Genomic DNA, 20,833 nt, shown 5'->3' on the forward strand with positions numbered 1-20,833 from the left:
AATGGTCGTACACTATACGTTGAAGCGGAAGTGCATCACATCACCGTCCTTGACGATGTAGTCCTTGCCTTCCAGGCGCCACTTGCCAGCTTCTTTCGCGCCGCTCTCACCCTTGAACTGAATGAAGTCGTCATAGGCGATCACTTCGGCACGGATGAAGCCTTTTTCGAAGTCGGTGTGGATCACGCCAGCGGCCTGTGGGGCGGTGGCGCCGATGCGTACGGTCCAGGCGCGAACTTCCTGTACACCTGCGGTGAAGTAGGTCTGCAGGTTGAGCAGACCGTAGCCCGCCCGGATCACGCGGTTCAGGCCAGGCTCTTCAAGGCCCAGGGCCTCGAGGAACATGTCTTTTTCTTCGCCTTCGTCGAGCTCGGCGATTTCTGCTTCGATCTTGTTGCACACCGGTACCACGACGGCGCCTTCTTCTTCAGCGATGGCGCGAACAACGTCCAGCAGCGGGTTGTTCTCGAAACCGTCTTCGGCAACGTTGGCAATGTACATGACCGGTTTGCTGGTCAGCAGGTGGAAGCCACGGATCAGTGCCTTCTCGTCATCTGCCATGTCCTTCATCAGGCTGCGCGCAGGCTTGCCTTCGGTGAAGTGCGGAATCAGCTTTTCCAGGACAGCCTTCTGGGCCAGGGCATCCTTGTCACCGCCTTTGGCATTACGCGTGACCTTTTGCAGTTGCTTCTCGCAGCTGTCGAGGTCAGCGAAGATCAGTTCCAGGTCGATGATCTCGATATCACGCTTGGGGTCGACGCTGTTGGAAACGTGAATCACGTTCTCGTCTTCGAAGCAGCGGACCACATGGGCAATGGCGTCGGTTTCACGGATGTTGGCCAGGAACTTGTTGCCCAGGCCTTCACCTTTGGATGCACCGGCTACCAGGCCTGCGATGTCGACGAATTCCATGGTGGTCGGCAGCACGCGGTTCGGCTTGACGATGGCCGCCAAGGCGTCCAGGCGCGGATCAGGCATCGGCACGATGCCGCTGTTCGGCTCGATGGTGCAGAAGGGGAAGTTCTCTGCCGCGATGCCGGATTTGGTCAAGGCGTTGAACAGGGTGGACTTGCCGACGTTGGGCAAACCGACGATGCCGCAATTGAAACCCATGGTGAATCCCTCTTCGTGGAGTCAGGCCTTCTGGCTGTGCAGCTCTCTCATCGCACGCGTCCAGTCGCCGGCGAGGATGTCCGGCAGCACGCCGAGGGCAAAATCGATACTGGCGTCCAGCTTTTCCTGCTCGGCGCGCGGCGCCTTGCCCAGGACAAAACCGGAGACCCTGCTGCTGTCACCCGGGTGGCCAATGCCAAGCCGCAGACGGTGAAAGTCGTTGTTGTTGCCGAGCTGCGCAATGATGTCGCGCAGACCGTTATGCCCACCATGGCCGCCGCCTTTCTTGAGTTTGGCGACGCCAGGAGGCAGGTCGAGTTCGTCGTGAGCCACCAGGATGGCATCTGGCGGGATGCGGAAAAAGTTCGCCAGTGCAGCAACGGCCTGGCCGCTGCGGTTCATAAAGGTGGTCGGGATCAACAGACGAACGTCGTTGCCCTGAAAGCTGAATTTAGCTGTCAGGCCGAAATACTTGCGGTCAGCAGTCAGATTGACACGCTGGGCGCTGGCAATACGTTCTACGAAAAGAGCCCCTGCGTTATGCCGGGTCTGTTCGTATTCGGGGCCAGGGTTTCCCAGGCCGACGATCAGTTGGATGGCGGTCACGTCAGGGGCTCTTCCTTGGAGTTGGGGTTACAGTGCGGGGCACTGTAACCCGATCAACACCGGCGTGCTGAAATTACTCAGCAGCGCCTTCTGCAGCTTCAGGCGCAACACGCGGAGCGTGGACGTTGGCAACAGCCAGGTCGTTGCCGTGGGCCAGAGCGACGAACTCGACGCCTTTCGGAGCTTTGAGGTCCGACAGGTGAACGATGGTGCCGACTTCGGCGTTAGCCAGGTCGACTTCGATGAACTCAGGCAGGTCCTTGGCTTCGCAAGAAACTTCGATCTCGGCCACTACGTGGGAGATTTCGCCACCTTTCTTGACCGGGGCTTCTTCGTTGACGAAGTGAACCGGTACTTTGGCGGTCAGTTTCTGGCCAGCAACAACGCGGACGAAGTCAGCGTGCATGATGAACTGCTTGGCAGGGTGACGCTGCATCGCTTTAACGATGACGTTTTGCTTGACGCCGTCAACGTTCAGTTCGATCACGTGGCTGAAAGCAGCTTCGTTTTCGAACAGTTTGGCGATTTCCTTGGCCACGATGGTCAGGGATTGAGCTTCCTTGTCACCACCGTAAACTACGGCAGGGATGCTGGAGGCGAGACGACGCAGGCGGCGGCTCGCACCTTTCCCCAGGTCGTTACGCGCTTGGGCGTTCAGAGTGAATTCAGTCATTTTGTATCTCCAAAATAGCCATCTCCCGCAGGCGTTTGCGACCAGCGCCAAACGGGGTGGGCAAAAAAGCCCCGCCCCAACAACAGGTGTTGGGGCGGGGCGCTTTTCGTCAACGAGCGTTTCGCGAGGGCAGGACCCTCAGCGGAACATTGCGCTGATCGATTCTTCATTGCTGATGCGGCGGACCGCTTCAGCAACAACCGGTGCGATATCCAGTTGACGGATACGTGCACAGGCTTGTGCAGCAGCGGACAACGGGATGGTATTGGTTACCACCAGTTCGTCCAGCACGGAGTTCTCGATATTCTCGATCGCTCGACCCGACAGGACAGGGTGCGTGCAGTAGGCGTAAACCTTGGCAGCGCCGTGTTCTTTCAAAGCCTTGGCCGCGTGGCACAGAGTGCCGGCGGTATCGACCATGTCGTCGACGAGAATACACGTACGTCCTTCGACGTCGCCGATGATATGCATCACTTCGGAGTGATTGGCCTTTTCACGGCGTTTGTCGATGATACCCAGATCGACACCCAGCGACTTGGCAACAGCTCGTGCACGCACGACGCCGCCGATGTCCGGGGACACGATCATGAGATTCTCGAAACGCTGGTCTTCGATGTCATCCACCAGAACGGGGGAGCCGTAGATGTTATCTACCGGAATATCGAAGAAACCCTGGATTTGGTCTGCGTGCAGATCGACGGTGAGAACACGGTCGATACCAACGACGGTGAGCATGTCAGCGACAACTTTGGCGCTGATTGCAACACGCGCCGAACGCGGACGGCGATCCTGGCGGGCATATCCGAAGTAAGGAATCACGGCAGTGATTCGGGACGCTGAGGAGCGGCGGAAGGCGTCGGCCATCACTACCAGTTCCATCAGATTATCGTTGGTTGGCGCGCAAGTCGGCTGAATGATGAAAACGTCCTTACCACGAACATTTTCATTAATCTCAGTGCTGATTTCGCCGTCGGAGAACTTACCGACAGAAACATCACCCAGTGGGATATGCAGCTGACGTACGACACGCCGAGCCAGATCGGGGTTAGCGTTCCCCGTAAAGACCATCATCTTGGACACGCGCAGTACCTGAAGGCTGAGGGTATACCTGGATGAGTATAGGAAAATGGCAGGGGCGGCTGGATTCGAACCAACGCATGGCAGGATCAAAACCTGCTGCCTTACCGCTTGGCGACGCCCCTGTATCTGTTGCTGCGAGTACTTGGTACTCGATTCCTAGAGCAGACTTTGAAGCTTGCGATGCAACATCGAAACGTTGCTTCCCTTTGCTACAAACCCTGATTGGGTATCTGCAAGAAGGGCCAAAACTTTATCAGCTTCAGCTTTGCTTGGGAAGGCCCCAAACACACAACTTCCAGTTCCGGTAAGTCTAGCTTCAGTGAATTTGTTTAGCAAATTCAGTGAGTTACGTACTTCTGGGTAACTTTGCTCTACTACCAGTTGACAGTCATTTCGACTGTTTCCCTTGGGAACGGGGCGCATCTTAAGGGGCAAAGAATCACGTGTCAACTGCGGATGCGAAAAAATTTCTGCAGTACTAACAAATACTTGCGGGACCAGCACGACGTACCAGGGTTCTTCCGGGTCTGCGGGGGTGAGGATCTCGCCTACACCTTCGGCGAATGCAGCGTGACCACGGACGAAAACCGGAACATCGGCGCCCAGGCTCAGGCCCAGTTCGGCCAACTGATCTTCACTGCATTGAAGTTTCCACAGGTGATTCAGACCGAGCAGGGTGGTGGCGGCATCAGAGCTGCCACCACCGATACCGCCGCCCATGGGCAGGACTTTTTCCAACCAGATGTCAGCGCCTTGGGTGCAGCCGGTCAGTGCCTGCAGTTTGCGCGCTGCCTTGACGATCAGGTTGCTGTCATGGGGTACGCCTTCAATGTTGCTGTGAAGACGGATTTCACTGTCATCGCGCACTGCGAAAGACAGCTCATCGCCGTAGTCGAGAAACTGGAACAGTGTTTCCAGCAGGTGATAGCCATCGGCTCGGCGACCAAGAATGTGCAGCATCAGGTTGAGCTTGGCGGGTGCCGGCAAGGTCAGTCGTGACATTTCAGTGCCCCAGCTGGCGTGGTTGCCAGTCTTTCACTACCACCGTAACGTCGATGTTCTGGCCATGCAGCTTGAGGCGTTCGGGCAGCCAGTAGCCGTTCTGCTCGGTGTAGCTCAGGTACTCGACGTTCCAGCCATCCTGCTTGAGGTTTGCCAGGCGGCTGTCGCTACCCAGGGTCAACTGGCTTTTGCTGTCGGGTGCGGGCAGGCCGCGAACCCACCAGACCAGGTGCGAAACCGGTAGCTCCCAGCCCAGTTGTTCGGCCAGAAGTGCTTCCGGGTTCTTCGCTTCATAGCGTCCCTGGTTGGCAACCTCCAACACTACGCCTCCCGGGCGACCGGTCAGCCGCGCAGCGCCACGACCCAGCGGGCCGGACAGGCGAATGTCGTAGTAGTCCTGGCGTTGCAACCAGAACAAGGTGCCGCTGCCAGAGTCTTTCGGCGCGCGGATTCCCACCTTGCCGTTGATCTGCCAGCCATCAAGCGTGCTCAGCTGTTGTTTGTGCTCGCGCCAGAGTTGTGGGCTGCCCTGGCCCTGTTGTAGGGCCTCGCGGGAACCGAATCCGGCACAGCCGGTGAGCAGGGCGATCAGGCTGAAGGTGATGCAGTGGCGCAAAAACATAGGCTTAAAGAGTCTCGGATCCGGTCAGGCGCAAAATAGTCTTGCGCAGGATTGGGCTGTCTGGTTGGGCTTCGAAACCCTTGGCCCAGATCTGGCGTGCTTCGCGGCGCTTGCCGTTGGACCACAGCACTTCACCCAGGTGGGCGGCCACTTCATGGTCAGGGAAACGTTCCAGGGCCTGGCGCAAAAGGCGCTCGGCCTCGTCGAGATTACCCATCCTGAAATTGACCCAGCCCAGGCTGTCGAGCACTGCGGGGTCGTCCGGATTGATCTGATGGGCTTTGTCGATCAGCGCCTTGGCTTCTGCATATCGCGAGGTGCGGTCAGCCAGCGTGTAGCCCAGGGCGTTGAGGGCCATGGCATTTTCCGGCTCGCGGGCAATAATGCTGCGCAAGTCCTTTTCCATCTGGTCCAGGTCGTTGCGTTTCTCTGCCAGCATGGCCCGGGTGTACAGCAGGTTGTTGTCGTCCGGGTATTGTTTCAGTGCTTGCTCCAGCACCTGCAGGGCCTGGGCATCCTTGTCGTTGTTGCCAAGGGCTTCGGCTTCGATCAGGTACAACTGGATGGCATAGTCGGGCTGGATCTCACGGGCCAGGGCCAGGCGCCGCGAAGCTTCGGTGCTGCGGCCGTTGGCAACCAGGATGTCTGCCTGACGCAATTGGGCGGGCAGGTAGTCGTTGCCCGGGCCGACCTGGGCGTATTCGTCCAGTGCCGCTTGCTGTTGATTGCGCTCCTCATGGATGCGACCCAGGTTCAGGTGGGCAGCATCGACATGGCTATCGCGCTCGATCAACTCTTCCAGATAACCGGCTGCTTCATCCCAGTTTTTGGTTTCCAGGCAGATGAGGGCCAGGGAATAGCGCAGCTCATCGTCATCCGGGTACTGTTCGACCAGGCTGGAAAACTCGATCTTGGCATCGTCCAGGCGATCCTGTTCAACCAGGGTGCGGGCGTAGGTAAGGCGCAGACGTTTGTCGTCCGGGTACTGGCGGATGGTTTTCTGCAGCAGCGGCAGGGCCTCATCCCCACGACCTACGCTTTGTAGCAGGCGCGAGCGCAGGAGTACCGGGGCGATCTCGCCGTCTTCCGGTGGGTGCTCCTCCAGCAGTGCCAGGGCTGCGCTGGCATTGCCGTCCTGTTGTAGCAGCAGGGCTTTGCCGAATACCAGTTGGCTATTGTCCGGGTACTTCTGCAGCAAGCGATCGAAGCTTTTTTGCAGGCCGTCGCGAGTGTCCTGATCGGTTTCCGCAGCCGATAGCGCGAGGAAATCGAAGTGGGTGTCGCCTTTGCCCTGGAGGACCTTCTCCATGTAGGTCATCGAATCATCGTAGCGTCCAGCCCGCGCCAGCTGAATCGCAGCGGCACGTTGGGCGTCGAGATTGTCTGGATCGTTTTTCGCCCAGATCAGGGCGGTGTCCAGCGCCGGTTGATCGGCGCCCAAATATTCGGCAATGCGATAGGCACGCTCGGAAATGCCGGCGTCCTGGGTCTTGATCGCTTCGCTGACGTAGTTGTCCAGGGCAATGTCGAAGCGATTGCGCTGGCCGGCCAGTTCCGCGCTCAACAGATTGTAGATGGTGTCCTGGCTGAACGATCCATACACCACAGGCTTGTCCGGCTGCTGTGCAGCGTCAAGGGCAGGCGCCTGGGTATCCGTCGATTCGGGGGCCAGGGTCTGACAGCCCTGAAGCAGGGCAAAGGCAAGGAACAACGCGTAGGATCTATTCATATTGAGGATTTAGGCGGCTTACCAGCGGTCGGATCATCATGACACAAGCGCAGGGGCAAACCCATAAGCGAAGGTCTTAGTAGAGGTAGACTATAGAGACAATAGCGAGCGGTGGTTGTTCTGGAACCTGCGAAGTAGGACAATTATCGGCTTCTTGTCATTATCAGCGACTTTGCATGGCCTTTCTTGCACTCGGTATCAACCATAAGACTGCCTCGGTAGACGTTCGCGAGCGCGTGGCGTTTACCCCTGAGCAGTTGGTGGACGCCTTGCAGCAGCTCTGCCGACTGACTCCCAGCCGCGAAGCCGCGATCCTTTCGACCTGCAACCGCAGCGAGCTCTATATAGAGCAGGACCACCTGACAGCGGAAAGTATTCTGCGCTGGCTGGCTGAGTACCATCAGCTGAGTCTCGATGAACTGCGGGCTTGCGCCTACGTCCACGAAGATCATGATGCGGTTCGGCACATGATGCGGGTAGCCTCCGGGCTCGACTCGTTGGTGCTCGGTGAGCCGCAGATCCTCGGCCAGATGAAGTCTGCCTATGCCGTGGCCCGCGAAGCCGGCACCATTGGTCCGTTGCTTGGCCGACTGTTCCAGGCCACTTTCAGCGCGGCCAAGCAGGTGCGTACCGACACTGCCATTGGTGAAAACCCAGTCTCGGTGGCCTTTGCCGCGGTCAGCCTGGCCAAGCAAATCTTCAGTGACCTGGGCCGTAGCCAGGCATTGTTGATCGGCGCGGGTGAGACCATCACGCTGGTCGCGCGGCATCTGCACGAGCAAGGTGTCCGGCGTATCGTGGTTGCCAACCGTACCCTGGAGCGAGCCAGCACCCTGGCCGAGCAGTTCGGTGCTCACGCTGTACTGCTGGCAGATATTCCGCAGGAACTGGTCAACAGCGATATCGTCATCAGTTCCACCGCCAGCCAACTACCGATTCTGGGCAAGGGCGCGGTTGAAAGCGCCTTGAAACTGCGCCGGCACAAGCCCATCTTCATGGTCGATATCGCCGTACCGCGCGATATCGAGCCCGAAGTCGGTGAGTTGGACGATGTGTATCTGTACACCGTCGATGACTTGCACGACGTAGTCGCTGAAAACCTCAAGAGCCGCCAGGGCGCTGCCCAGGCTGCTGAGGAGCTGGTCTCGTCAGGTGCCGAGGATTTCATGCTGCGCCTGCGCGAGCTGGCGGCGGTCGATGTACTCAAGGCTTACCGTCAACAGAGCGAACGCCTGCGTGACGAAGAGTTGCAAAAGGCCCAGCGTCTTTTGGCCAATGGTGGCAGCGCTGAAGAGGTGCTGGTGCAATTGGCGCGCGGGCTGACCAACAAATTGCTTCATGCACCCAGTGTGCAACTGAAAAAGCTCTCTGCCGAAGGCCGCCTCGATGCGTTGGCCATGGCTCAGGAACTCTTTGCCCTCAATGAGGGATCGACGGATAAACCCCCGCAATGAAAGCGTCGCTGCTCAATAAACTGGATACCCTCCAGGACCGATTCGAGGAATTGACCGCCCTGTTGGGTGATGCTGAAGTCATTTCCGACCAGACCCGCTTTCGCGCCTATTCCCGTGAATATGCCGAAGTCGAGCCCGTAGCCTTGGCCTACGCCCAGTTGCGCAAGGTGCAGGATGACTTGGCCGGTGCCCAGGCATTGCTCAAGGACAGCGACCCGGACATGCGCGAAATGGCCGTGGAAGAAGTGCGCGAAGCCAAGGAGCTGCTGGTCGAACTGGAAAGTCAGTTGCAGCGCATGCTATTGCCCAAGGACCCCAACGACGGGCGCAACGTGTTTCTGGAAATCCGAGCCGGTACCGGTGGCGACGAGGCAGCGATCTTTTCTGGCGATTTGTTCCGCATGTACGCGCGCTATGCCGAGCGGCGGGGCTGGCGCCTGGAAATTCTCTCGGAGAATGAGGGGGAGCACGGCGGCTACAAGGAAATCATCGCTCGCATCGAAGGCGATCATGTCTATGGCAAGCTGAAGTTCGAATCTGGTGCGCATCGTGTGCAACGGGTGCCGGAAACCGAATCCCAGGGTCGCATTCATACTTCGGCCTGCACCGTGGCGGTACTGCCCGAACCAGACGAACAGGTGGCGATCGAGATCAATCCGGCGGATTTGCGGGTAGACACCTACCGTGCTTCCGGTGCGGGCGGTCAGCACATCAACAAGACCGACTCGGCAGTGCGTATTACCCACTTGCCTACAGGTACAGTAGTCGAGTGTCAGGAAGAACGATCCCAACACAAGAACCGCGCTCGCGCGATGTCCTGGCTGTCGGCCAAGCTCAACGACATTCAGACCAGCGCGGCGCAGAATGCAATTGCCAGCGAGCGCAAGCTGCTGGTGGGCTCGGGCGACCGTTCCGAGCGTATTCGCACTTACAACTATCCTCAGGGCCGGGTTACCGATCATCGTATCAATCTGACCTTGTATTCCCTGGATGAAGTGCTGGCCGGAGGAGTCGATGCCGTGATCGAGCCGCTGCTGGCGGAATATCAGGCTGACCAACTGGCCGCATTGGGTGAGTAAATGACCATTATCGCCAGCCTGCTCCGCGCTGCGGAGCTTCCGGATTCGCCAACGGCGCGCCTGGATGTCGAATTGCTCTTGGCGGCTGCAATTGGCAAATCGCGTAGCTACCTGCATACCTGGCCGGAGCGCATCGTCAGCAGCGAAGCGGCATTGACCTTTGCCCAATACCTGCAGCGCCGCCGCAGCGGCGAGCCGGTGGCCTATATTCTCGGCCAGCAAGGTTTCTGGAACCTGGACCTGGAAGTTGCGCCTCACACCCTGATTCCGCGCCCGGACACCGAGTTGCTGGTAGAAACAGCGCTTGAGCTGCTGCCGCGTGAGCCCGTTCAGGTGCTGGATCTGGGGACGGGTACCGGGGCCATTGCACTGGCACTGGCCAGCGAACGCCCGCAGTGGCAGGTGATGGCTGTCGACCGTGTACTTGAGGCAGTCGCCTTGGCCGAGCGCAACCGTCAGCGCCTGCAACTGGATAACGTCCAGGTGCGTAGCAGCCACTGGTTCGACTCCGTCGATGGCGAGCGTTTTGATCTGATTGTCAGCAACCCACCCTATATCGCCGCCCTGGACCCGCACCTGCAATCCGGTGATGTGCGCTTTGAGCCGAGCAGCGCTCTGGTGGCCGGGGCTGATGGCCTGGACGATCTACGGACTATTATCAGCCAGGCGCCTGCGCACCTGAAGCCGGGCGCTTGGTTGTTGCTCGAGCATGGCTTCGATCAGGCCGCATTGGTACGTGAACTGCTGGCATTGCATGATTTCGAGCAGATCGAGAGTCGTATCGATCTGGGTGGACACGAACGTATCAGCCTGGGGCGACTATCGTGCTAAGTGATCAGGAACTGTTGCGCTACAGCCGGCAAATTTTGCTCTCCCAGGTAGATATCGACGGTCAGTTGCGGCTGAAAGACAGCCGGGCCTTGATCGTCGGTCTGGGTGGCCTGGGTTCGCCGGTGGCGTTGTATCTGGCCGCAGCGGGCGTCGGAGAACTGCACCTTGCAGACTTCGACAGCGTCGACCTGACCAACTTGCAGCGCCAGGTCCTGCACGACACGTCATCGGTTGGCTTGAGTAAGGTCGATTCGGCCCTGAAGCGGCTGCAGGCGATCAACCCTGAAATACGCCTGGTCGCCCATCGCAGTGCCCTGGACGAAGACTCACTGGCCGCAGCCGTGCAGGCTGTGGACCTGGTGCTCGACTGCACCGACAATTTCGCTACCCGCGAGGCGGTCAATGCCGCCTGCGTAGCGCAAGGCAAGCCACTGGTCAGTGGTGCAGCCATTCGCCTTGAGGGGCAATTGTCGGTGTTCGATCCGCGACGTCCGGAAAGCCCTTGCTACCACTGCCTCTATGGTCATGGCAGCGAAGCCGAGCTAACGTGCAGCGAAGCCGGGGTGATAGGCCCGCTGGTAGGGTTGGTCGGCAGCCTGCAAGCGCTCGAGGCGCTCAAGGTCCTGGCGGGTTTTGGCCAGCCGCTAGTGGGGCGGTTGCTACTGATCGATGCCCTTGGCAGCCGTTTTCGCGAGCTGCGCGTCAAACGTGATCCTGGTTGCAGCGTTTGTGGCGCACAGGATGACTGATCCGGCAGCAGCGCCTATCGGCGTTTTTGACTCCGGCGTGGGTGGCTTATCGGTGTTGGTCGAGATTCAGCGTTTGTTGCCCAACGAGTCGCTGTTGTACGTCGCCGACTGTGGAAATATTCCTTACGGCGAGAAGTCTCCCGAATTTATCCGCAAGCGTTGCCGCCTGGTTGCCGAATTTTTCCGCGAGCAAGGTGCCAAGGCTATGGTGCTTGCTTGCAACACGGCGACTGTCGCCGCAGTCGCCGACCTGCGTGAGCAGTATCCGAGCTGGCCGTTGGTGGGCATGGAACCTGCGGTCAAGCCAGCCGCTGCCGCCACCCGCAGTGGCGTCGTCGGTGTACTTGCCACCACCGGGACTCTGCAGAGTGCCAAGTTCGCTGCCCTTCTTGACCGTTTTGCCAACGATGTTCGTGTGATAACGCAGCCCTGTCCCGGGCTTGTGGAGTGCATCGAAGAAGGCGACCTTGGCAGTCAGCATTTGCGTGACTTGCTTGAGGGCTACGTGAAGCCGTTGCTCGATGCAGGGTGCGACACGCTGATTCTGGGCTGTACGCACTACCCGTTCCTCAAGCCATTGTTGGCGCAGTTGGTGCCAGCACACATTGCCATTATCGATACGGGGGCGGCTGTCGCGCGTCAACTGCAACGGCTGTTGGGCGAACGGCACTTGCTGTCTGACGGCCCTGCACGTGCCGCGCAGTTCTGGACCAGCGCCAGCCCGGATCATTTGCACAAGATACTGCCAATGTTGTGGAATAAATCTGACAGTGTGCGAAGCTTCTTGCTGTAGAAAGTGCGATAAACGCAGATATCCAGATGAACTAACGCCACACCACTGATTTCTATAATTTGTCCGATGAGACAAAAGAATCAATATTAGCATTAGGAAAAAGGACGTTTCTCATGAGGAAACTGCTTTGTTTGGCTGCTATTGCAGCTGTGACCCTGGGGCAATCGTTTACAACTCAAGCGGCTGATGTTTCCCTGTCGGTTGGGCAGACGGGTGATTCAACCATGACCTATCGCCTTGGCTTGCAGTCGAACTGGGATGCCAGTTGGTGGCAGACCAGCGTTGGTCGGCTCACTGGCTATTGGGATGCCGGATACACCTATTGGGAGGGCGACGAAACCGCAAGTAATCACAGTCTTTCGTTTGCTCCTGTATTTGTCTACGAATTTGCTGGCGAGTCGGTCAAGCCTTATATCGAAGCCGGTATTGGGGTAGCGGCGTTTTCCAGTACCGAGATCGAAGACAACAAACTGGGGTCGTCCTTTCAGTTTGAAGACCGTATCGGTTTTGGCTTGCGCTTTGCCGGTGGGCATGAAGTGGGCGTACGCGCTATTCACTACTCCAACGCCGGGCTACAAACCCCTAACGATGGCGTAGAAAGTTATTCGCTGCACTACCGTATGGCGCTGTAGTTCAACGTCGGCCCCGCAGTAACTGTGGGGCCGAATGCCTACTTGGGAAGTGGCCAGAGATCGTGCTGGTGCAACGCTTCGAGCACCAGGTTGCCTTGACGTTTTGGCAGGTGCTCAACAATCACCTCTGCGGCGCTTTTCGCTGTCCAGCGTTCTGGTGTAACGGATGCCGATGTTTGCGGTGAGTTCCTGTTGAGCGCAGCGATGAGCGTCATGTCGATGAACTGAGCAGCCAGCGCGGCGCGGTGAGCCTCGAACAATCCGGTCAGGCTGTTGTTGGCTCCGGGGGGATGGCTGGGGTCGTTCAACTGTAGCGCTGAGTATCGGCTGAGAATACCCACCAGTTGGGGCGAGTTTCCGCTTTGCAGTAACGTCAAGGCACTGTCCAGGCAATACCGGGCGGCGTTGAGGTTGCTGCGCACAAGGCTTGCGAACAACGTCGCGGCCGAGACATCGCTTGCCAGGTAATCACTGGTGCCGGCGTTGATAATCAAACAGTCCAACGCGCCCCATCGATAGTAGATCTGTTGGGCCGCCGCTGTCGCTTCAAGCGGATTGCTGAGATTGCCATCCAGTAACAGAAATTTTGAATCGTATTGCCATTCCAGGTTGCGCAAGGCTGCACTGGAGCGACCACTGGCCGCTACAAAATCACCTTCTTCCAGTAGTTTTTCTACCATTGCAAGTCCCAAACCGCTGCTGGCACCTGTAATCCAGGCACGTCGGGCAATAGGGTGGCTCAAATGATGGTTCCTCAACCTGTTTCGTAAGCACATCCTTGTAAGTGCTCAACGCCCGAAGACGACTGCTACCGAGGTCCACAATGGGTGGTGGGTAATCATTTGTAGCAAACAATCCGTCTTGTAGGACAGGGTTGTGAACATTTTTTTCATCGGAATCTGCCAACTCCGGTAGCCATTGCTTGATGAAACGGCCCTTGCTGTCAAAACGTCGCGACTGGCTGATCGGGTTGAACAGCCGGAAATACGGCACCGCGTCGGTCCCGGTGGAGGCGCTCCACTGCCAGCCTCCGTTGTTAGCGGCCAGATCGCCGTCGATCAAGTGGCGCATGAAAAAGCGTTCGCCTTCGCGCCAATCAATCAGAAGGTTCTTGGTCAGGAACATCGCTACGATCATACGGAGTCTGTTGTGCATCCAGCCGGTTGCGAGCAGTTGGCGCATCGCCGCGTCAATGATCGGAAAGCCGGTACGGCCTTCCTGCCAGGCTTTGAGATCTTCAGGAGCGTCACGCCAAGGCAGGGCTTCGGTTTCCTGGCGGAAGGCACGGTTTCGCGACACGCGCGGATAACCCACCAGGATATGTTTGTAGAACTCACGCCAGAGCAGTTCGTTTATCCAGGTCACCAGCCCGGTATTCCCGCTATCGAACTCCCCGTAGTTGTGTGCCAGGGCCCGGTGCAGGCACTGGCGAGGCGAAATGACGCCTGCGCCAAGGTAGGGGGAAAGTTGGCTGGTGCCTGCGACGGCGGGAAAGTCCCGTTGCTCCTGGTAGTCGTCAACGGACTCATCGATAAATCGCTGCAAGCGCGCATTCGCTTCATCCTCACCGGCAGGCCAGAGGTTGCGCAGACTGGCAGGGGGCACTGCAAAACCCGGCACCTGGGCAGGAATTTTATCGCTGGTGATTTTCAGCGCTTTCTGAGGTGTGGGGGGGCGTTGCAGGGCCGGTGGGCTCAAGTGCAAGCGCTCATGACAAACCTTGCGAAATTGGCCGAAGACCTGGAAATAGCCGCCGCTGCGAGTAAGGATGCTTCCAGGTTTGAATAGCAATTGATCCAGGTAGGAACGAACGGCAATGCCTTCGCGTGTCAGTCTGTCGCTCACTGCTTGGTCGCGCCGAGTTTCATTGACGCCGTATTCTTCGTTCAGGTGCAGCGCCTGAATCTGATACTCCTGACACACCTTGAGCAGCACGTCGGGTGCCTGGTCCCAGGTGTCGGCGTCGCGCACCAGCAATGGAATGTTCAGCGAGGCGAGTTGTTTTTCCAGCAATGCGAGGTTGCGTAACCAGAAGTCGATCTTGCACGGTGCATCGTCATGATTGCGCCACTGTTGCGGGCTTACAAGCCAGAGCGCCACGCTAGGGCCCCGCTCGCAGGCAGCGGATAGCGCGGTGTTGTCCAGTACGCGCAGATCGCTACGCAGCCAGATAAGTTGCATGGTCATTCCTGTTGGGTAGCTGCGTCTCAGATGGCATTGCGCAGGCTAAGGCTTTCCGGGTGCGGCTGCAGGTACACCTGCTGCTGCAAGTAGGGATCGGGATGGCAGCGCAAATGATGCTTGAGCAGCGTTAGCGGTACGACCAGAGGGACGATGCCGGCATGATACTGATTGATCAGTTGGCGGATTTCCTGGCGGTCATCCTGGCTAAGCGCAGTGCGCAAATAGCCGCTCAGATGAAGCAGCACGTTGCTGTGGTTGCCGCGACTCGCACAGCGGCGCAGGGCGAGCATCAACTGAGTGAAATAGTGTTGGCCAAGTACCTGCGGATCATCATCGCGGGTCATGCTGCCCAACAGCTTGCCCAATACCTTGTACTGCTGTGGATTGTTGGCCATCAACTGGTACTTGTAGCGCGCATGAAAAGCGATCAGCGCGCCACGGCTCAGACCCTTGGCCAGCAATTGCTGCCAGTCAGCGAAGGCGTAGACGCGAGTGATGAAGTTTTCCCTCAACACGGGATCGCACAGGCGCCCATCTTCTTCGACCGGCAGATCCTGGCGTTGCTCGCAGAACGCTGCCGCGTACAAGCCGCGGCCGTCAACGTGTGCAGGCTTGTCGTTCGCCCGGTAGACCTTGACGCGCTCGAGCCCACAGGATGGAGACTTCTGCATGAAAATGTAGCCGCAGATATCGGTGAGCTCTCTGGCCATCTGGTGCCCATAGGCTTGCAATGGCCCGGAAAGCTCCAGCGCGGAGTCGTGGCTCATTACGGCCTGCGGGGATTGCGAATTACCTACCAGTCGAATCGGGGCGCGAGGAATCCCCAGGCCAATGGCTACTTCGGGGCAGACCGGAACGAGTTCGAAGTAGTCGCCTAATACTGCACACAGGCGCGACGCTTTGTGCCCGCCGTTGTAGCGAACCTGGGCACCGGTCAGGCAGGCGCTTACAGCGATTTTTGGCTTGCGGGCGGAGTGAGAGCTGTCCATAGGCGGGCCCCGTGTTTAATCTTGTACAAATAAAATTAATTGTACAGGTTTATCATAGAGACAAATCTGCACAAGTAAATGAGTTTGTACAAAACATGCCGAGGCCGTTGTTGCAGATATCCAGCGAGCGTCCCCAGGACCTACTCAAGATGCTCGAGTAATCGTCGTGCCGCTTCCTGGCCGCTGAGCCAGGCGCCTTCGACGCGTCCGGACAGGCACCAGTCGCCGCAGGCATACAGGCCCTGATCGGCATCGGCCAGGGCTCCCCATTCATGATTGCCGGCCGGGCGTGCATACAGCCACCGATGGGCGAGGGCGAAATTGGGCGCCGGAACCATGCAGCCCACCAGCTCGGCAAACTCCCCGCGTAGGTGTTCGATCACCGCTTCCTTGCTCAAGTCGATGTGCTGTTTGCTCCAGTCAGAGGTCGCATGCAGCACCCAGGTATCCTTGTGCGCGTCGCGGCCGGGCTTGCTGCGATTACGTGCAAGCCAGTCAAGGGCGCAGTCCTGGACGAAGCAACCTTGCATAGGGGTATCCAGCGGTGAGTCGAAGGCCAGGGCGACAGCCCATGTCGGGTCCATCTGCACCCCTGCAGCGGCAGCTGCAAGCTTGGGTGTGGCAGCCAGCAACTGTGTGGCTTGAGGTGCCGGTACCGCGACAATGACCCGACTGAACGGGCCGTGGCTACAGCCCTCTGTATCTTGCAAGTGCCAGTAGTTCTTGCCGCGAAACACTTCGGCAATTCGGCAGGTGAAGTTGACCGTCAGATCCTTGAGCAAGCCGCGGGTAATGGCGCTCATACGCGGCACGCCGACCCAGCGGGTCTGCTCGTCCGGTGACGGGCTTAGAATGCCGTTTTGATAGGTGTACAACTGGGGTTTCCATTCGGCGACCCAGCCGGCAGCGACCCACTGCTGGATCTGCTCGACAAAGCGCCGGTCGCGGGCAGTAAAGTACTGCGCCCCCAGATCAAGCGCGCCGGCCTCGCTGCGTTTGCTGGCCATGCGCCCCCCGCTACCGTGGCCCTTGTCGAACAAGTGGACGGTTTGTCCGGCTTTCTGCAGAGCCTGGGCGGCGGACAGCCCGGCAATACCGGCACCGATGATGGCAATAGGTACGGTCATGATGGCCTCTTTGAACCGTGATGGTTTAAGACTACTCCATTGGGCAAACCTGTACAGCTTCTAACTTCCGTATAAGATGCCTTCCTTCGTTCCCGCTGGTTGGCCTATGTTTATCCGAGGGTCGTTGGGTCAAAAAAGTGCCTTGATCTTAAAAATAGACCAGGGCGCGCCATGTGAGGACACAGCCATGCATATATTGCTGACCGGTGGCACAGGTTTAATTGGTCAACAGCTTTGTCAGCGCTGGCTGGGCCAGGGGCATCGCTTGACTGTGTGGAGCAGGCGGCCTGAACAGGTGCCCAGGCTGTGTGGTGCCGGGGTACAAGGCGTCGCCAGGCTAGAAGCCCTGAATGAGGATGATCCCATTGATGCGGTGATCAATCTGGCCGGCGCACCGATAGCGGATCGCCCCTGGAGTGCTCATCGTCGCGCCGTGCTTTGGGGGAGTCGCATAACGCTCACCGAGCAATTGCTTACATGGCTTGAGAAGCGCCAGCAGCGCCCGTCAGTGCTGATCTCAGGGTCAGCGGTAGGTTGGTATGGCGATGGTGGCGAACGTGAGCTGACCGAGGCTTCACAGCCCGTCAAGGAGGATTTTGCCAGCCAGCTGTGCATTGCCTGGGAGGAAACGGCGCTACGTGCGCAGGCTTTGGGTATGCGTGTGGTGCTGGTGCGTACGGGGCTAGTGCTGTCCAGTGAGGGCGGCTTTTTGTCGCGTTTGCGGCTGCCGTTCAAGTTAGGCCTGGGCGGGCCGATTGGTGATGGCCGACAATGGATGCCGTGGGTTCATATAGACGATCAAATCGCCTTGATTGATTTTCTCTTGCAGCACAACGATACCAGCGGTCCATATAATGCCTGCGCCCCCGAACCGGTGCGCAACCGTGAGTTTGCCAAGCGCCTGGGACGCACCTTACATCGCCCGGCCTTCATGCCGTTGCCGGCACTGGTGTTAAAAGCGGGGTTGGGTGAGCTGTCGACGCTGCTGTTGGGCGGGCAGCGAGCACGCCCGGTGCGCTTGCTCGCCGCAGGGTTCACTTTCCGCTTCAATGATTTGCAATCGGCGCTGGATGACTTGTCTGGTCGCCTCTGAAATAGGACGTTGCATGACCGATCACGCTCTGCTGCTGGTCAACCTGGGTTCGCCAGCCTCGACTTCGGTGGCTGATGTGCGCAGCTACCTCAATCAGTTTTTGATGGACCCTTACGTCATTGACCTGCCTTGGCCGGTACGACGCTTGCTGGTGTCGCTGATCCTGATCAAGCGTCCTGAACAATCGGCCCATGCCTACGCGTCGATCTGGTGGGATGAAGGCTCGCCACTGGTGGTGCTGACCCGCCGCCTGCAAGCAGCGATGCGTGAGCATTGGCAGCATGGCCCGGTGGAAATTGCCATGCGTTACGGTGAGCCATCTTTGCCGACTGTGCTGCAGCGCCTGGCCGCGCAGGGTGTGCGTAAGGTCACCCTGGCGCCACTGTACCCTCAGTTTGCAGATAGCACGGTAACCACGGTGGTCGAGCAGGCTCGGCAAGTGATAGCCGATCAGCATTTGCCACTGCAAATGGTGGTGCTGAAGCCATTCTACGATCAGCCGGAATATATCGATGCCTTGGTGGAAAGTGCGCGACCCTACCTTGAACAGGATTACGACCATCTACTGATGAGCTTCCATGGCTTGCCCGAGCGCCATTTGAAAAAGCTCGATCCCACGGGCAAGCATGATTTTCAGGCTGAGGATTGCTGCCGGGACTCTTCAGCGCAGATGCTTGCGGTCTGCTATCGCGGACAATGCCTGCGAACAGCGCAGGCGTTCGCGAAAAAGATGGGGATCGCCGACGGCAAATGGTCGGTGTCGTTCCAGTCGCGCCTGGGGCGGGCGAAATGGATCGAACCCTATACTGAGGCGCGCCTGGATGAGCTGGGCAAAGCGGGAGTGAAGAAGCTGCTGGTCATGTGCCCGGCCTTCGTCGCCGACTGCATCGAAACACTGGAAGAGATCGGAGACCGTGGGCATGAGCAGTTCACCGCGGCAGGCGGGGAGGAACTGGTGTTGGTGCCTTGCCTGAATGACCACCCGCAGTGGGTGCAGGCGCTGAAAAGCATGTGCGAAAAAGCCTGAGCCTTGAGTAGCCGGTAGGAGCGGCTTGCCCCGCGATTGCGATCGTCGAGTCCTATCGCATCGCGGGGCAAGCCGGCTCCTGCCGATTGATCAAGGCAACTGGTCGTCCAGCGCCTTTTTCTTCCAGCCGTCATTGCCTGGCAGCAGCAGGTTCAGGGCGATCGCCACCACCGCACACAGTGCGATGCCTTTGAGGCCCCAATCGTCCGGGCCAGTACCGCTACCGACCAGCACGCCACCAATACCGAACACCAGGGTCACCGAAACGATCACCAGGTTGCGCGCTTCGCTCAGGTCGATCTTGTGGCGGATCATGGTATTCATGCCCACCGCGGCAATCGAACCGAACAGCAAGCACAGAATTCCGCCCATTACCGGTACTGGAATGCTTTGCAGCAGGGCGCCGAACTTGCCGATGAAGGCCAGGGTAATGGCGAATATTGCCGCCCAGGTCATGATCTTCGGGTTGTAGTTCTTGGTCAGCATTACTGCGCCAGTGACTTCGGCGTAAGTCGTGTTGGGCGGGCCGCCGAACAGTCCGGCAGTGGTGGTGGCGATACCATCACCGAGCAGGGTGCGGTGCAGACCTGGTTTCTTCAGGTAATCACGCCCTGTCACGCTACCCACTGCGATCACCCCACCGATATGTTCGATGGCTGGCGCCAGGGCGACAGGTACGATGAACAGGATTGCTTGCCAGTTGAAGGCGGGCGCGGTGAAGTGCGGCACGGCCAGCCAAGGCGCGGCGGCGATCTTGGCGGTATCGACCACACCGAAGTAGAACGACAGGCCGAAACCTACCAGTACACCTGCGATGATCGGCACGAGACGGAAGATGCCCTTGCCGAATACGGCAACGATCAACGTGGTCAGCAGCGCTGGCATGGAAATCATCATTGCGGTGCCGTACGGCAGCAGCTCTGCTCCGTCACCAGCCTTGCCCATTGCCATGTTGGCGGCAATCGGGGCCATGGCCAGGCCAATGGAAATGATCACCGGGCCAATCACTACAGGGGGAAGCAGGCGGTCGATGAAGCCGGTGCCCTTGATCTTCACGGCAAGGCCGAGGAAGGTGTAGACAAACCCGGCTGCCATCACCCCGCCCATGGTTTCGGCCAGGCCGAACTGGCCCTTGGCTAAAATGATCGGGGTGATGAATGCAAAGCTGGACGCCAGGAACACAGGCACCTGGCGACCGGTGACGACCTGAAACAGCAGAGTTCCCAAACCTGCGGTGAACAGCGCGACGTTCGGGTCGAGGCCGGTGATCAGTGGCATCAGTACCAGCGCACCAAAGGCTACGAAGAGCATTTGTGCGCCGGAGACGACCTGACGCCAGAGCGGGTCGTTGAACTCATCCTGCATGTTCAGGCGTCCTTCTGCTTGGTGCCGAAGATTTTGTCGCCAGCATCGCCCAGGCCCGGAATGATATAGCCGTGCTCGTTCAGGCGTTCATCGACCGAAGCGGTGTAGATCTGCACATCCGGATGCGCCTTCTCGACCACGTCAATACCTTCCGGCGCAGCCACCAGGACCATTGCGCGGATATCCTTGCAGCCGGCTTTTTTCAGCAGGTCGATGGTGGCAACCATCGACGCGCCAGTGGCCAGCATCGGGTCAATGATCAACGCCAGGCGTTCATCGATTTCCGGGGCAAGCTTTTCCAGGTAGGTATGGGCTTCGAGGGTTTCTTCGTTGCGGGCAACGCCTACGGCGCTGACCTTGGCGCCTGGAATCAGGCTGAGCACGCCTTCGAGCATGCCAATGCCTGCGCGTAGGATTGGTACTACAGTAATCTTCTTGCCGGCGATTTTCTCGACCTGGACCTTACCGCACCAGCCATCAATCTCGTAGGTTTCGAGTGGCAGATCCTGGGTGGCCTCGTAGGTCAGGAGCGTACCGACTTCCTGGGCGAGTTCGCGAAAATTCTTGGTGCTGATGTCAGCGCGGCGCATCAGGCCGAGCTTGTGGCGGATCAGCGGATGGCGGATCTCACGGATAGGCATAGGAAAAGCTCCGGGGGGCGGGCAAAAAAACCGCGGTAGATTAA

At 58.7% G+C, this 20,833-nt stretch carries 20 protein-coding genes, 1 tRNA gene and 1 pseudogene; 8 read left to right on the forward strand and 14 right to left on the reverse strand.

Annotated elements, in window-relative coordinates; genetic code table 11:
- Window positions 1–12 precede the first annotated feature (12 nt).
- The 8 genes from ychF to V0R60_RS13445 form a co-directional block, all read right to left on the reverse strand.
- Window positions 13–1,113 carry a redox-regulated ATPase YchF gene (ychF, locus tag V0R60_RS13410; protein WP_136478179.1) on the reverse strand — a complete coding sequence of 367 codons (1,101 nt, stop codon included), beginning with the start codon at window positions 1,111–1,113 and terminating at the stop codon, window positions 13–15.
- Between the two features lie 21 nt (window positions 1,114–1,134).
- Entirely contained in the window at window positions 1,135–1,719 is a 585-nt protein-coding gene (gene pth / locus V0R60_RS13415) for an aminoacyl-tRNA hydrolase (protein WP_136478178.1), read from the reverse strand.
- Window positions 1,720–1,792: 73 nt separating this feature from the next.
- Window positions 1,793–2,392, reverse strand: coding sequence for a 50S ribosomal protein L25/general stress protein Ctc (locus tag V0R60_RS13420; RefSeq protein ID WP_136478177.1), 600 nt, complete (start codon window positions 2,390–2,392; stop codon window positions 1,793–1,795).
- A gap of 138 nt (window positions 2,393–2,530) precedes the next feature.
- Window positions 2,531–3,472 (reverse strand): ribose-phosphate pyrophosphokinase, encoded by a 942-nt coding sequence (locus V0R60_RS13425; RefSeq protein ID WP_028944092.1) that lies wholly within the window; start codon window positions 3,470–3,472, stop codon window positions 2,531–2,533.
- A gap of 47 nt (window positions 3,473–3,519) precedes the next feature.
- Window positions 3,520–3,594, reverse strand: a tRNA-Gln gene (locus V0R60_RS13430).
- 34 nt (window positions 3,595–3,628) lie between these two features.
- Window positions 3,629–4,474: a 4-(cytidine 5'-diphospho)-2-C-methyl-D-erythritol kinase gene (ispE, locus tag V0R60_RS13435; protein WP_330079858.1), complete on the reverse strand. Its 846-nt coding sequence runs from the start codon at window positions 4,472–4,474 to the stop codon at window positions 3,629–3,631.
- Between the two features lies 1 nt (window position 4,475).
- Window positions 4,476–5,096, reverse strand: coding sequence for a lipoprotein insertase outer membrane protein LolB (lolB, locus tag V0R60_RS13440; RefSeq protein ID WP_136478175.1), 621 nt, complete (start codon window positions 5,094–5,096; stop codon window positions 4,476–4,478).
- Between the two features lie 4 nt (window positions 5,097–5,100).
- The gene (locus tag V0R60_RS13445) at window positions 5,101–6,825 is read right to left on the reverse strand and encodes a tetratricopeptide repeat protein (RefSeq protein WP_136478174.1); all 1,725 of its coding nucleotides are present in this window, start codon (window positions 6,823–6,825) and stop codon (window positions 5,101–5,103) included.
- A gap of 176 nt (window positions 6,826–7,001) precedes the next feature.
- On the opposite strand from V0R60_RS13445, the gene hemA reads away from it, so the two are divergent.
- The 6 genes from hemA to V0R60_RS13475 all read left to right on the forward strand — a co-directional run bounded on the left by hemA (window position 7,002) and on the right by V0R60_RS13475 (window position 12,363).
- Complete coding sequence (hemA, locus tag V0R60_RS13450; protein WP_136478173.1) at window positions 7,002–8,279, forward strand: glutamyl-tRNA reductase; 1,278 nt, start codon at window positions 7,002–7,004, stop codon at window positions 8,277–8,279.
- Window positions 8,276–9,358 (forward strand): peptide chain release factor 1, encoded by a 1,083-nt coding sequence (gene prfA, locus V0R60_RS13455; RefSeq protein ID WP_136478172.1) that lies wholly within the window; start codon window positions 8,276–8,278, stop codon window positions 9,356–9,358. The genes hemA and prfA overlap by 4 nt, the downstream gene beginning before the upstream one ends.
- Entirely contained in the window at window positions 9,359–10,189 is an 831-nt protein-coding gene (gene prmC, locus V0R60_RS13460) for a peptide chain release factor N(5)-glutamine methyltransferase (RefSeq protein ID WP_136478171.1), read from the forward strand.
- Window positions 10,183–10,938, forward strand: coding sequence for a molybdopterin-synthase adenylyltransferase MoeB (locus V0R60_RS13465; RefSeq protein WP_136478170.1), 756 nt, complete (start codon window positions 10,183–10,185; stop codon window positions 10,936–10,938). Before prmC ends, V0R60_RS13465 begins: the two co-directional genes overlap by 7 nt.
- Complete coding sequence (gene murI, locus V0R60_RS13470) at window positions 10,931–11,731, forward strand: glutamate racemase (RefSeq protein WP_330079859.1); 801 nt, start codon at window positions 10,931–10,933, stop codon at window positions 11,729–11,731. The genes V0R60_RS13465 and murI overlap by 8 nt, the downstream gene beginning before the upstream one ends.
- 113 nt (window positions 11,732–11,844) lie before the next feature.
- On the forward strand, window positions 11,845–12,363 hold the full coding sequence (locus V0R60_RS13475) for an acyloxyacyl hydrolase (protein WP_136478168.1): 519 nt from the start codon (window positions 11,845–11,847) through the stop codon (window positions 12,361–12,363).
- A 38-nt stretch (window positions 12,364–12,401) separates the two neighbouring features.
- On the opposite strand, the gene V0R60_RS13480 is transcribed toward V0R60_RS13475, so the two are convergent.
- The 4 genes and pseudogenes from V0R60_RS13480 to V0R60_RS13495 form a co-directional block, all read right to left on the reverse strand.
- Window positions 12,402–13,043: an SDR family NAD(P)-dependent oxidoreductase gene (locus tag V0R60_RS13480; protein ID WP_330079860.1), complete on the reverse strand. Its 642-nt coding sequence runs from the start codon at window positions 13,041–13,043 to the stop codon at window positions 12,402–12,404.
- A 79-nt stretch (window positions 13,044–13,122) separates the two neighbouring features.
- Window positions 13,123–14,544, reverse strand: a pseudogene (gene phrB, locus V0R60_RS13485) (deoxyribodipyrimidine photo-lyase); the annotation flags it as partial.
- A 26-nt stretch (window positions 14,545–14,570) separates the two neighbouring features.
- A complete protein-coding gene (locus V0R60_RS13490) occupies window positions 14,571–15,536 on the reverse strand; it encodes a DUF523 and DUF1722 domain-containing protein (RefSeq protein ID WP_136478165.1) in 966 nt (321 codons plus the stop codon).
- A gap of 140 nt (window positions 15,537–15,676) precedes the next feature.
- On the reverse strand, window positions 15,677–16,663 hold the full coding sequence (locus V0R60_RS13495) for an NAD(P)/FAD-dependent oxidoreductase (RefSeq protein WP_330079861.1): 987 nt from the start codon (window positions 16,661–16,663) through the stop codon (window positions 15,677–15,679).
- Between the two features lie 187 nt (window positions 16,664–16,850).
- Here V0R60_RS13495 and V0R60_RS13500 point away from each other — a divergent pair, with 187 nt between their 5' ends.
- Together V0R60_RS13500 and hemH are read left to right on the forward strand one after the other, a co-directional pair.
- A complete protein-coding gene (locus V0R60_RS13500; RefSeq protein ID WP_136478163.1) occupies window positions 16,851–17,756 on the forward strand; it encodes a TIGR01777 family oxidoreductase in 906 nt (301 codons plus the stop codon).
- A gap of 13 nt (window positions 17,757–17,769) precedes the next feature.
- Window positions 17,770–18,783: a ferrochelatase gene (gene hemH, locus V0R60_RS13505; protein WP_330079862.1), complete on the forward strand. Its 1,014-nt coding sequence runs from the start codon at window positions 17,770–17,772 to the stop codon at window positions 18,781–18,783.
- A gap of 90 nt (window positions 18,784–18,873) precedes the next feature.
- Here hemH and V0R60_RS13510 read toward each other — a convergent pair whose 3' ends face one another.
- A complete protein-coding gene (locus tag V0R60_RS13510) occupies window positions 18,874–20,148 on the reverse strand; it encodes a uracil-xanthine permease family protein (RefSeq protein ID WP_136478161.1) in 1,275 nt (424 codons plus the stop codon).
- A 2-nt stretch (window positions 20,149–20,150) separates the two neighbouring features.
- Window positions 20,151–20,789, reverse strand: coding sequence for a uracil phosphoribosyltransferase (upp, locus tag V0R60_RS13515; protein ID WP_136478160.1), 639 nt, complete (start codon window positions 20,787–20,789; stop codon window positions 20,151–20,153).
- Window positions 20,790–20,833 lie beyond the last annotated feature (44 nt).

Origin of the sequence: Pseudomonas auratipiscis (genome assembly GCF_036324085.1) — a bacterium.
Taxonomy (GTDB): Bacteria; Pseudomonadota; Gammaproteobacteria; order Pseudomonadales; family Pseudomonadaceae; genus Aquipseudomonas; species Aquipseudomonas auratipiscis.